The sequence below is a fragment of the Faecalibacterium sp. An192 genome, assembly GCF_002160175.1.
Taxonomy (GTDB): Bacteria; Bacillota; Clostridia; order Oscillospirales; family Ruminococcaceae; genus Faecalibacterium.
This window is the reverse complement of record NZ_NFKB01000039.1, coordinates 20,342-32,705: the sequence shown is the minus strand read 5'-3', so window position 1 is coordinate 32,705 and position 12,364 is coordinate 20,342. Positions and strand designations below refer to the sequence as shown.

Sequence of the window (12,364 nt, the reverse complement as noted above, 5' to 3'; positions counted from 1 at the left end):
AGACTGGCCTGGCTCCGCTCTCGCTTCGCCAGGCCAGTCTTTGATTCGCTTGTTCTACCCCTTGCAGGCCTCTTTTTTGTACTGTCCGCACAATATGGGGCGGTTCAGTCTGTAACAAGACGGGAGGGGCGCTTTTTTGCTGCAACCATGCTCCGGTGCGGCTGTGTGCGCAAAAAGGGCATGGATTTGTGAATGATGCGTGCCCTTCTATATATTGTGGCAAAAGGCTGTGCATGATATAATAAAACTGTGAATCATTGCTGTTTTGGCGTCGTAGAGTAAGAGTGAAGCAGAAGGAGCATGCGGCTCTGCTTTCGTGTTCCGGGCGCCGGGCAGCTGGAGCTTTGAAATCCTTGTGCGGCAAAGGGTGGAGACAGGCGTGGTCATGGATGGAAGAAGTACTTCGTTGAAAAAGAAAGAGGAAGCTCTGGAGAAGGAACAGTGGACGGCGGCTGCCTGGGATATGCTGTATCTGGTTCAGTGTGGTATCAATTCCATCGTGCCAGACCCGGAGCGCATTGCGGAGATGAACCTGGAAAAGGTTTATGCCAGAAGCAAAAGCCAAAGTCTGGAAGTTTTGACCTATATGGCGCTGGAAAGCCTGATGAAGTCGGATCCGCAGGTTGCAATTCCAGATGAGACACAAGTGCTTCCGAGGTGGAGAGCTGCGAAAAACAAGGCGGTCGCAAAAAATTTGAAGATGGATGCCGAGCGGGAGCAGCTGTTTGCGTTTCTGGAAGAGCAGGGGATTTGGTATGTGGCCCTAAAAGGCGTCGTGCTGTGCCATCTGTACCCCAAATACGGGATGCGTCAGATGGCGGATAATGACATCCTGTTTGACCCTTCGTTCCGGCAGGAGGTCCATGACTGGTTTGTGGAACAGGGATACAATGTGAAAAGCTTTCAGAAGGTCTATCACGATGTGTACCTGAAAAAACCGGTTTATAATTTTGAAATGCACACGGCCCTGTTTTCGGAATCTGCACAGCTTCCGTTTGAAAAGTACTATCTCACCATAAACGATAAACTGCTTCCGGTGCCGGGAAAGCCATTTGAGTACTGCATGACGGACGAGGATTTTTACCTCTACGTTCTGGCGCATGAGTATAAGCACTATTCCGGTGACGGGACGGGGCTGCGCTTCCTGCTGGATCTGTACGTCTATCTGCGGGCAAAAGAAAACCTGAACTGGAAATATTTGCATGGTGAGCTGGAAAAAATGGGGCTGATCACGTTCGAAAAACAGATGCGTGAGCTGGCAGAAAAAGTTTTCAGCCCCCAATGGAACGCCCATACCCTTGCAAAAAGGGAAAAGATCCTGCTGAAAAGCCTGCTCTTCAGCCGCGCCTATGGGGCGAGAATGGATTTCTGGCACGAGCACGCAAGAGGACAGGAGACGGGGAACAAGGTTCCCATCGAAGCCAAAGTCCGCTATTTGAAGGACCGGCTTTTTCTGGACAGCGTCCATATGGAGATCTGGTGCCAACGATTTGAGCCGTATTTTTTGCAGCACCGGTGGCTGATGCCGGTGGCTCCGGTTTGGAGAATTGGAAGAAGAATCCTGGAAAAGGGAAAAGATGTCAAAGACGAAGTGGATGCAGTCAGAAAGTTGTAAAGAGAAGGCAAGGCTTTTGACGTATCATCTTTGATGTTTGACGCTGCTATGCGCTTGAAAAGGTCCAAAACTGCCTCTGGATCGCTTGCGACAAGACAACGGGCATGACTTGAAAACATGGGTGATCCATGATAGAATATTTATACTTTGATACACTAAATTTTTCAATGCGACAAACAAAAATTCCCTTTATTCTCAGGGTTCTGTGAACAGCGGATGCAGCTTGCTTTTTTGGGGAGACATGGCAGGATGCGATGGTTTCTCCGCGCGGCGTTTTGGACCGCTGTTCCTGCAATCGGGTGCTGTCCATGGTCCGGGCGGGCTTGCGGTCTGCCGGGAGGACAGCCTGGCTTGGGTGTCCGGTCAAGGTATCGCTGATTGAACCGCTACGCCGCAGGAAACATGGTGATTACAGCCCGGGTTCAGGGGAAAGAGAGTTTGATACAACAGCAACTTTTTCAGGCCAGGGCGGCCGGCCTGAAAGAGCTGTGAGGATGAACGTATAAGGCTGCTTTCCCAGCGCAAAACGCGTAAGGGAGGCAGCTTTTTTGTTTCGTGATTCCCACCGAACGAATAAAACCGATGTTGAAATGTGAGGAGAAACCATATGTCAAAACTTCAGCATGATGTAATGTTAAGAATTGCAAGGGTGCTGGATATCGTGTTGGTTACGCTGCCGTTTGCGGCATGCTGGGCATTCTACTATGAGCGGGAAGTTCAAATCTCCCTCACATGGATGGGAAACGCGGTCATCCTGCTGCTTTATGCAGTGCTGTTTGTTATGTTCGGCAAGGTGTACGATGCGTTCCAGGTGTCGATCCAGCGCATCTCGGAGCTTTGTTATAGCCAGGTGCTGGCGGCCATGGCGGCGGATGGCCTGATCTATATTGTGATCTGCTTGATGTCCGCAAAGGTTTGCAATCTGCTGCCCGGAATCGCGGCCATTGCGGGGCAATGCCTGGCGGCGGTAATCTGGTCTTTTGGCGCCCATAAATGGTATTATGCCGTTTTTCCGCCCCAGCCCACGGCGGTGGTGTATGGCCGCCGCAAGGAAATCGAACAGCTGATTCAGGAGTACGATCTGGAATTGAAGTACAATGTCCGGATGACGCTGAACATTGGGGAATGCCTGAAGGATTTGAGCGTTCTGGACTCCATGAAAACCGTTTTCCTGAGCGGGGTCAACAGCCACGACCGAAATGTAATCCTCAAGTATTGCATCCTGCACGATATTGACGTTTTTGTGATTCCGCGAGTGGGGGATATCATCATGAGCGGAGCGCACCAGATGCATATGTTTCATCTGCCGATGCTGCGCGTGGGCCGCTATATGGCGAACCCCGAATATCTGTTCATCAAGCGGATGCTGGATATTGTGCTGTCGCTGCTGGCTCTGGTTGTCACCAGTCCGATTTTCCTTGTGACGTCCATTGCCGTGAAATCCGACGGCGGGCCTGCGTTTTATAAACAGGTTCGTCTGACGAAAGACGGCAAGACCTTTGAGATCCTGAAGTTCCGCAGCATGCGGGTGGATGCGGAAAAAGACGGTGTGGCCCGTCTGTCCACCGGCGATAAAGACGACCGCATCACTCCAGTGGGCCACATCATACGGAAACTGCGGATTGATGAGCTGCCCCAGCTGATCAATATCCTGAAAGGCGATTTGTCCATCTGCGGGCCCCGCCCGGAGCGCCCTGAGATCGCGGCGCAGTATTGCGAGGAGATGCCTGAATTTGCGCTGCGGCTGCAGGCGAAAGCCGGCCTGACCGGATATGCGCAGGTATATGGCAAGTACAATACGACGCCCTATGACAAGCTTCAGATGGACCTGACGTACATAGCGCATCCCAGCGTGATCGAGGATCTCAAAATCATGCTGGCCACCATTAAGGTGTTGTTTTTGCCCGAAAGCACCGAGGGCATCGACGAAGGACAGACGACAGCCATGAAGAACGGGACGGAGTGACTTTTTGGAGCTTTGAAGAGAGGAAGGGATGATCCATGAAGAAAGTGCTGCTGGTAACGCTCTCGGACAACGCAGACCACCAGGACACCGTCTTTGGAATGTATGAGGAGCTGAAAAAGAGAAAGAACTGGGATGTCTACCTGCTCTGCATCCGCACCCCCAAGGTGGAGCTTCAGACGTCGGACCACACATGGCTGATTGACTGCCCCGAGCGCCCCGGTGTGACCAAAAAGACCTTCAATCTGCCCCTGCTGTTTTCGGTGATGCATCGCGTCCGGAAGGCGCATTTTGATGCCATTTACTTTGAAAGTCTGCACACATGGAATCTGCCGCTGATGATGTTTTCCGGCAAAGCGAAGACCTATCAGGTGGTGCATGAGGTGATCCCTCACGAGGGCGACAGCCAGGTTAAGATGGTGGACCTGATGAACAAGGCTGTGGTCAAGCTGGCGGACACCATCGTCCTGTGCAATAAGACCTATATTCAGGAGATGCTCAAGCGGTACAGGATCACCCCCGAGCGCCTGAAATACCTGGAACTGTGGCGGAGATATCCCCAATATACGGCGCCGGTGCACAGCGGCCGGGCGCTGTTCTTTGGACGAATCAACCCCTATAAGGGCGCGGACAATCTGCTGGAGATCATCAGGCTGTGCCCGGATATCCAATTTGACGTGATCGGGCGGGTAGACCCCCAGATGAAGGAAGTTGCCCAGCAGCTCGCCAAGGAACCCAACGTAAAACTGAACAACGACTATGTCACAGATCAGGAAATGCAGGATGCCTTTATCAACTGCGACTGGGTGATCCTGCCGTACAATTCGGCCTCTCAGTCGGGCGTGATCATCGACGCCTATAAATACAGCCGGCCGGTGATCGCCTTTGCAGTGGGAGCGATTCCGGAGCAGGTGGATGCCGACAAGAGCGGTTATCTTGTGGAGCCGGGCAACAATCCGAAGTTTGCGGAAAAGCTGAAGGAGGCGGTCAGCCTGAGCCATGAAGCATACGATGCCATCAGCCGGTATTCGTATCAGTACGGCAGTGAAAAATACGCGGCCAGCGGCGCGGTGGAACGCTTTATGGAGTTGCTGAATCAGTAAAGCGGCTGAACAGGCGGCAGAGAGCGTGGATGCTGCGTTGCAATCGGATTCGTATGACCATCGGGGGCCGTTTATAACTGCGGGCACGCCATGGGAAGCGATGGGCAGATGGAAAACAGCAGCAAAAACTTTTCAGGGAGGAAACCATGAGTCGCAGCGAAAAAAATCCTCTGGTGGTGGCTTTGTATCTGCCACAGTTTTATGAAACGGAATACAATAACAAGTGGTGGGAAAAAGGGTATACCGAGTGGGTTGCGTGCAAAAGAGCGAAACCCCTCTATGAGGGGCATAACCAGCCCCGCGTGCCTCTCCACAACAATTATTACGACCTGTCGGTGAAAGAAAATATCCGCTGGCAGATGAACCTTGCAAAAGAGTATGGCATCGATGGCTTTGCGATTTATCAGTATTATTCCTGCGGCAGCAAGCTGCTTGAAGTCCCGGTCGAAATGATTCGGGATGATCCAACCCTCGATTTGCCGTTTTATCTCTATTGGGCGAATGAATCCTGGCGCAAGACCTGGTTTGGCCAGGACCATACGGTTGTCTGGGAACAACGGTACGGCACAGAAAAAGACTGGCGCATCCAGTTTGAGTACTGCCTGACCTATTTCAAGGATCAGCGGTATATAAAAGTGGACGGAAAGCCGGTCTATGCGATTTACAATCCTTGGGCCGTCCCAAAGCTGGAATCCTTTCTGTCCCTGTGGGATCAGTGGGCGCAGGAGGCAGGCCTGCCCGGCATATACTTTGTAAAGACCATTGGCCGCCACGATGCAGACACAAAAGGAAGGTTCTCGGCTACCATCACGAGAGAGCCCAACTATACCTTTGCACACGACGAAAAGCTCCTGGAAAAGATCAACCGGGTGGCGAGATCCCGCGTCATTGATTTTGTGAACCGGAAATTTCTGCTGCCGCGGGGCAAGGGCATCGTGATGACGAAGGCGTCCTATGACCGCATCTGGGAGCGGATTTTGAACCGCCAGAATCAGGACAGCACCACCATACTGGGCTGTTTTTGCGACTGGGACAATTCTCCCCGCAAAAGTTATAACTCCATCATCATGCAGGGGACGACGGCGCAGAAATTCAAGGGGTATTTCAAGCAGCTTTTCCGCAAGGCGCAGGACATTGGCTCTCCGATGATTGTGATCAATGCTTGGAATGAGTGGGCCGAGGGCGCCTACATGGAGCCGGACGAGAAAAACGGCTATGCGTTTCTGGAGGCCGTAAAGGAAGCCAAGGAAACCGGGTAAGTACGAGGGAAACAGAATGAAGCTGCCAGAATGCAAGTTTTCAGATTACATATTGGTTGTGACGGGAATGGCCTATATCATTGAGTCCAGCGGAACCAGTAAGGTGGTGGCGGCGCATGAGGCCATTTTCCGCGCCAAAGGCATAGGGTATGTGGCTGTTTTTCCCATTAGCCGTTCCCGTGGAGAAGGCGCAGACTGGCATTGCACCACCACGGGATGCTATGGCCTTGTGATCGACGGCCAGTTTGTGGGCGTGATGACGGCGAACAAAATTTTGAACACACTTTTGGATTTACAGCATGCGGGCAAGAACTGCATTGGGATTCTGGTGCATCATATCATCCGGAACGATATTTCGGAAATCGAATGGATGCTGGAGAAAATCAAAAATGTGCCGATGGTGTATTATCTGCATGACTTCTATACCTGCTGCGTAAACCCCAACCTGATGAAGAACGATGAACGGTCCTGTATCGACCGAAATGTTTCCTGTGAGGGGTGCTGTTATGCTCGGAAGAAACAGGAACATATTCAGAAAGTAAGAAAATTCCTGAAGGCGTTTGAAGACAGGATTACATTTGTGGCTCCCTCCGAGTACACCAAAAGCCGATGGGTTCAGTTTTATCCGGAGTATGAGGATCGAACCGTCGTCATTCTGCACCAGAAATCGGTGGGGGAATACACCGGCAATAAAGAAGGCATCCGCGAGGAGGAACCCCTCCGACTGGGGTTTGTGGGAGCGCGGAAGCAGATCAAAGGATGGCATTTGTTCAAGAAGGCCGTGGCCGAAGCCCAAAATGTGGGCTGCCGTTATGATTTCTATTATTTTGGAAATGAGACAGAGAACATCCCGGGCGTGGAGAACGTCTATGTGGACATTGCAACCCAGGGAAAGGATGCAATGATCGAACACCTCCGGGAAAAGCGCATTGCTGCCGTTTTCCTTGTGGGTATCGTGGGAGAGACCTATTCCTACACCACCTATGAAAGCAACGCCGCAAACTGCTATATTTTTGCCATGTCCACCGGCGGCAACATTCCCTATGTGGTAAAAAAGAACGGCTGGGGCCGGGTCTTTTCGTCGGAAGAGGAACTTCTCAGGGAAATCCTGGATGAAGAAGGACTGCGGGAGAAGATCAACGACTGGAAGCTGCACGCCAGGCCGGGGGCCGGGACCTACACCGACAACGATGAAGTGGCCGGCCTGTTTGCAAAGACTGGCAAAGCAAAACTGCACTGGACCAAAAGACAGGACAGCGTGACGAAAGAAATCAAGGCGCTGCTGCTGGATGGGATTTTCAGGAAGACACGCCTGAAAACCAGGGGATAGATTTTCGGGAACAAGGTATTTGGAATGGATATAACGATCAACAGACAGAATATAAGGTATGCGGCCGTCTTTATGACCCTGCTGTATGCCTTTATTACCAGATCAATCTTTGCCAAGTTTATCTTTCAGAATTGGATCGGGTTGATTTCTTTTTATGCTGTGACCTATGCCTGTTTGGCGATCAGTTTTCTGAACGCCTTTGGCTATGACGGGGTCTTTATTTATACGCCCAAAAAGCTCTTTGACATTCTGGCGGTTTTCTTTGTGATTACAGTCGGCCTGTGCATCAAGGGCGATATGTATGATCTGATTTACTATGGCCTGGCCTTGCTGCTTCCCTTTGCGGTGGGACAGGACATCCGGAAATCGTCCTTCTTTGCAAAGTTCTTTGTGGTGATGGGACTGTTCTTTGCGTTTGGGTGTATCTTGAACGTCCTTTTTCCCTCCGAATTCAAAGCGGTCTTTGTCCCCATGTTTTCCCAGAGCGGCCAGGCAAGTTTGGCTTCGGTGGAGGAGATAAGCGGCACCTCTACATACTTTGCCGGTTTTACAAGCCAGGTGGGCTATACGTCGTTTTACCTTGCCCTGGGGATTGGCGCCGTGTTCTGTTTCAGAGAGGTATTCTTTAAACAGGTATGGATATTCATGATCGGCGGAATGCTTGCCGGCGTGCTGCTGACCGGCAAGAGAGGCCCTATTGTCTTTCTGATGGCGGCGCTGTCGGCCGTCTATTTTATCGATGGATATGGCGTGGAGAGGGTGATCAGAGTTCTTCAAATCGTGGGCGCGCTGGTTGTGGGGTTTGTCATGCTGGCCATCATCGCCAACGCCACACAGCTGGATGGCATCATGCGCATCTACGAGGCGGTGCTGGATCTGATCACTTCCGGCTCGGTGGAAGACGCGGGAAGAGAACAGCTGAAGCGCCAGGCGATGTACTATTTTGAGCTGAGACCGATTTTCGGGATTGGGTGGAACAATTTCAAGGACGTTTATTACACCCGCGGCACCTATGTGCACTGCATTTATATCCAGCTGCTGTGTGAGACAGGCCTTGTGGGCTTTTGCATTTTTATGGCCTTTTTTGGGTCAAGGCTTTTCCATACCATCGCATTGGTGATGCGGAGCAGAAAAAACGGAGTTACCCTGGAAAGCCAGTTTATTAGCTTTTCCCTGTTTGTTCAGCTGTATTTTCTGCTGTACGGCATAACCGGAAACCCGCTGTATGATATCGAGGAGACCATTCTGTATTTCTTTGCCGTCGGTATCTCGTACATTCCGCTGGAGTCGGAGCAGCTGACGCCAGATGATAAAAGCCCCAATAGGCGAAGGAGCATCTATGAACGCAGCCATACTAACCTTTCAATTCGCTCATAATTATGGCGCGCTCTTGCAGGCATACGCCCTGAGCCGCTACTTGAAAGGCAGAAACATCCATGTGGAGATTGCGCCGTATAATCCGGAGTGGGCCCAGGCGGAGTATGCCATAAGCCCTCTGGCAAAGGGGATTCCGCCCAGGCGAAGAATTCGCCTGGCGCTGCAGTACCCCCGGAGAAAAAAGCAGAGCCAATTTTTCGAGCAGTTTATCGCAGAAGAATTGAACGCCGGCGACACGTTCGCAACGGAACAGGAGCTGTACCAATGGCTGGACCGGCACGACTGCGTTGTCTGCGGCAGCGATCAAATATGGAATAACCGGATTACCGGCGACAGCGCGGCGTATTATGCGGCGGGCAGCCGGGTGAAAAAGGTGTCCTATGCGGCCAGCCTTGGAACGGCGCAGCTGAGCGCCGCCCAAAAGAAAAATATGGAGGCGTATTTGCCGCAGTTTTCCGCGCTGTCGGTGAGAGAGCCGGGTTCCGCTGAGAAAGTGGAACAGCTGCTGCACAAACCGGTCCAGGTTGTGCTGGATCCGGTGTTCCTGCTGGAGAAAGAAGAATGGATGAAGCTGGCCCGTCCGGTGGACGTGGACCCGAACTTCCTGTTCCTGTACTTTCTGCAGGAAGATGAGGTGCTTTTGCACTGGGCCCAAACCTATGCAAAAGAACACGGCTTGAAAATATATGAGGTTCATCCCACCATGGCAGCGAGACACGCAGGCTGCAAAAGGCTGGATGAGGTCGGGCCAAAGGAATTTGTCTGGCTGATCCAGAATGCCGCCTGCGTCTGCACAAACTCGTTCCATGCGACCGCCTTCAGCACCATCTATAAGAAAAAATTGCTTCACATTCCCAACAGCAAGTCGCCGGAGCGGACCATTTCGCTTTTGCAAAGGGCCGGGATCACTTTGGAGCAGGGCGGGAAGATGCCTCTTTATGATTTGGCCCTGTATGACGGCAGCAGTTTGGAGTATGAAATTGAAAAATCGAAGGCTTTTCTGGATGCAGCATTGCGGGAGGACACCCTGCGATAACGGCGCTGCGGCCTGAACCGGTGAAGTGAAAAGGGGATTTTCGGAAGTATGTATTTGAATAGCCAGATGGAAAGCGAGTGCTGCGGCTGCTCGGCTTGCGAACAGATTTGCCCTCATGGATGCATACAGATGAAAAGGAACGATGAGGGCTTTTTATACCCGGTTGTGGACCGCGCAGGCTGCGTTCAATGCGGCCTGTGCGAGAAAGTGTGCCCCATTGCGAACTACCAGCGGCAGGAACAAAAAGATATCTGCTATTATGGCTGGCACAAAGACGAACAGACGCGCCGGTCCAGTACATCGGGAGCTGCGTTCATGGCCATTGCACAGGTGTGCCGAGACCATGGATATGAGCACTTTTATGGTGCGGCCTATGACCCGAAACTGCAGGTGCGCCACAGGGATGTCGGGGGATTCCGGGAACCGGAATTGCTCCAGGGCACGAAATATACCCAGAGCGATCTGGCGGACACCTATGCACAGGTGAAGCAGAACCTTTTGAAGGGGGAGAAAGTCCTCTTTTCGGGGACGCCCTGTCAGGTGGATGGCTTGAAGCACTATCTGGGAAAGACAGGAGAGCAGAATCTCTTGCTGGTGGCACTGGTGTGCCACGGCGTTTCCAGCCCGGCGGCCTATGCTGCCTATCTGCGGGAAGTGGGCCGAGACCACGGCTCGGAGGTGGCAAAGATTCGGTTTCGGGATAAGAGAGAAGAAAATGGGAAGCTCTCCCATCGCTTTACGACGCTGATTTTGCAGGACGGAAGAGAACTTGCCTCCACGGAGGACCTCTACACCATGGCCTTTGGAATTGGCGTGATGGACCGGGAGAGCTGCTATCGCTGCCCGTATACTTCCCCCAGCGGAGCCGGAGACATCACCATCGGCGACTTTTGGGGTTTGGAAAAGACGGTGCCCGAAATCAGCGGGGAAATCCCGAAGGGTATTTCGTTGATGATTCCCCATACGGACAAGGGCGAAAAGCTGATGGCCGGCCTGGCGGAGTACATGGTGCTGCAAAGGGTGCCGCTGGCTGCGGCCATCAACGAAGGCCAGCAGCAGCTGCAAAAGCCACTGGAAAGGCCCAGGCTGCGGGATTCTTTCTTGAAGCATCTGCTGTTGGAGAAGAAAACCTTCCGGCAGGAAGCAAAAAGAGCCATCTTCGCCTGGAAGATGGCCGAGCGCAAAAAGAGGCTTGTAAAAATGGCAGGCCGCGTTTTTGCAAAGAATAAGGTTTAAGGGGAAAAATGAAGTTCGAGGAAGAGAAACTTGTAAAAAACACGCTGCTGCTGTTGCTGGGAAATTTTTCTTCCAAGCTGCTGGTGTTTTTGCTGGTACCGCTTTATACATCGGCGCTGTCCACCTCAGAGTATGCAACATCCGACTTGCTGACAACCACCATCAATTTGCTCTATCCCTTTGCCACCCTGATGATCAGCACGGCGGTCATGCGTTTCTGCCTGGAGAAGCGGAAGAACACCAGTGAGCTGCTCAATATCGGCATCTGGATCGAACTGGCCGGAATCCTGGTGATTGCCCTGGCATCCCGGTTCTTTTTTCAGCTTGGTGATTTGCAGAGGTATAGAGGCTATTTCCTGGCTGGCTTTTCCGGGTACGCTTTCTATATGCTGCTGATGGAGTACGCAAAGGGCTGCGAAAAGGTCGCCCTGTATTCCTTTGCGGGCGTGTGCAATACCATTGTGCTGGTTTTGTGCAACATTCTTTTCCTGCTAAAGCTGGGTCTGGGGATCAGGGGTTATCTCCTGTCGATGGTATTTGCCTACTGGGTGACGGTCGCGGTGCTGTTTGTTGGCTGCAAAGCGTGGAAGGACCTGACGTGGCCCACCCGAATCAAGGGCAGATATCTGAAAGAGATGCTGAAATATTCGATCCCCATGATGCCGAATTCCATCAGCTGGTGGATCAGTAATTCGTCGGATCGATACATCATGAAAATCTTTCGGGGGCTGAATGAGCTGGGTCTGTATTCCGCTTCCTACAAGATTCCGTCGATTATGGCAGCCGTCTCATCGATTCTGATCAGCGCATGGGAAATATCGGCTGTGGATGATTTTGGGAGCGAGAAAAGCGAAAAGTTTTTCTCAGAGATCTATGAACTGTGGGTGCATACCTATGTAATTGTGTGCACCGGCCTGATCTTCTTTGTGAAACTGCTGGCGTGGATTCTGTTCCAAAAGGAATTCTTTGTGGCCTGGCATTTTGTCCCCATACTGCTGTTTGCAAGCGTTTTCAGCGGTCTGAGCTCGTTCCTGGGAACGGTTTTTACAGCGGCCAAAAAGACGAAATCCGTTTTTGTCACAACGATGGTTGGAGCAGGGGTCAACATTGTTTTGAACTTTGCGTTCATCCCGACCTGGGGCGGATATGGCGCTGCGATCGCAACGGCCATTGGTTATTTGGCGATGTACTTTTGCAGGCTGGTGGGTGCCAACCGCATTATGAAACTAAACGCCAACTATAAGAGCCATTTTTTGAAAATGGGTTTGCTGCTGGTCATGGTTGTATTCAGCTGCATGGATTCCTGGCTGAATTATGCGGTGGGCGTGGTCATTCTCTTGATGGAGCGAAAGTTCATCCTGGATATCATCAAAAAAGCCATCCATAGGATTTTGCCCCAAAGGGCCTGATGTGCTGTTTTAAGCCGGATGCAAGCCTCCGGAGGG

The 12,364-nt window shown here is 51.9% G+C and carries 10 protein-coding genes; all 10 read left to right on the top strand.

The features are described from left to right. A partial coding sequence (locus B5F27_RS17010) for a hypothetical protein (protein WP_206423003.1) occupies positions 1 to 192 on the top strand: 192 nt, incomplete at its 5' end. Between the two features lie 214 nt (positions 193 to 406). Then, the gene (locus B5F27_RS11765; RefSeq protein WP_158098245.1) at positions 407 to 1,615 is read left to right on the top strand and encodes a nucleotidyltransferase family protein; all 1,209 of its coding nucleotides are present in this window, start codon (positions 407 to 409) and stop codon (positions 1,613 to 1,615) included. A gap of 607 nt (positions 1,616 to 2,222) precedes the next feature. Then, positions 2,223 to 3,581 (top strand): sugar transferase, encoded by a 1,359-nt coding sequence (locus B5F27_RS11760; RefSeq protein ID WP_087367914.1) that lies wholly within the window; start codon positions 2,223 to 2,225, stop codon positions 3,579 to 3,581. 35 nt (positions 3,582 to 3,616) lie between these two features. Beyond that, complete coding sequence (locus B5F27_RS11755) at positions 3,617 to 4,681, top strand: glycosyltransferase family 4 protein (protein WP_087367911.1); 1,065 nt, start codon at positions 3,617 to 3,619, stop codon at positions 4,679 to 4,681. A gap of 146 nt (positions 4,682 to 4,827) precedes the next feature. Continuing rightward, the gene (locus B5F27_RS11750) at positions 4,828 to 5,940 is read left to right on the top strand and encodes a glycoside hydrolase family 99-like domain-containing protein (protein ID WP_087367908.1); all 1,113 of its coding nucleotides are present in this window, start codon (positions 4,828 to 4,830) and stop codon (positions 5,938 to 5,940) included. A 16-nt stretch (positions 5,941 to 5,956) separates the two neighbouring features. Then, a complete protein-coding gene (locus tag B5F27_RS11745; RefSeq protein ID WP_087367905.1) occupies positions 5,957 to 7,270 on the top strand; it encodes a hypothetical protein in 1,314 nt (437 codons plus the stop codon). 72 nt (positions 7,271 to 7,342) lie between these two features. Then, positions 7,343 to 8,647, top strand: coding sequence for an O-antigen ligase family protein (locus tag B5F27_RS11740; protein WP_158098244.1), 1,305 nt, complete (start codon positions 7,343 to 7,345; stop codon positions 8,645 to 8,647). Then, positions 8,610 to 9,683 carry a polysaccharide pyruvyl transferase family protein gene (locus tag B5F27_RS11735; RefSeq protein WP_158098243.1) on the top strand — a complete coding sequence of 358 codons (1,074 nt, stop codon included), beginning with the start codon at positions 8,610 to 8,612 and terminating at the stop codon, positions 9,681 to 9,683. The genes B5F27_RS11740 and B5F27_RS11735 overlap by 38 nt, the downstream gene beginning before the upstream one ends. 48 nt (positions 9,684 to 9,731) lie before the next feature. Further along, positions 9,732 to 10,919 carry a Coenzyme F420 hydrogenase/dehydrogenase, beta subunit C-terminal domain gene (locus tag B5F27_RS11730; protein ID WP_087367897.1) on the top strand — a complete coding sequence of 396 codons (1,188 nt, stop codon included), beginning with the start codon at positions 9,732 to 9,734 and terminating at the stop codon, positions 10,917 to 10,919. 8 nt (positions 10,920 to 10,927) lie between these two features. Next, on the top strand, positions 10,928 to 12,328 hold the full coding sequence (locus B5F27_RS11725) for a polysaccharide biosynthesis C-terminal domain-containing protein (protein WP_087367894.1): 1,401 nt from the start codon (positions 10,928 to 10,930) through the stop codon (positions 12,326 to 12,328). Positions 12,329 to 12,364 lie beyond the last annotated feature (36 nt).

Coding starts and splice junctions, on each gene's coding strand:
- B5F27_RS11730 (WP_087367897.1), top strand. CDS start 9,732: ATGTATTTGAATAGCCAGATGGAAAGCGAGTGCTGCGGCTGCTCGGCT.
- B5F27_RS11725 (WP_087367894.1), top strand. CDS start 10,928: ATGAAGTTCGAGGAAGAGAAACTTGTAAAAAACACGCTGCTGCTGTTG.
- B5F27_RS11740 (WP_158098244.1), top strand. CDS start 7,343: ATGACCCTGCTGTATGCCTTTATTACCAGATCAATCTTTGCCAAGTTT.
- B5F27_RS11750 (WP_087367908.1), top strand. CDS start 4,828: ATGAGTCGCAGCGAAAAAAATCCTCTGGTGGTGGCTTTGTATCTGCCA.
- B5F27_RS11735 (WP_158098243.1), top strand. CDS start 8,610: ATGAACGCAGCCATACTAACCTTTCAATTCGCTCATAATTATGGCGCG.
- B5F27_RS11745 (WP_087367905.1), top strand. CDS start 5,957: ATGAAGCTGCCAGAATGCAAGTTTTCAGATTACATATTGGTTGTGACG.
- B5F27_RS11755 (WP_087367911.1), top strand. CDS start 3,617: ATGAAGAAAGTGCTGCTGGTAACGCTCTCGGACAACGCAGACCACCAG.
- B5F27_RS11760 (WP_087367914.1), top strand. CDS start 2,223: ATGTCAAAACTTCAGCATGATGTAATGTTAAGAATTGCAAGGGTGCTG.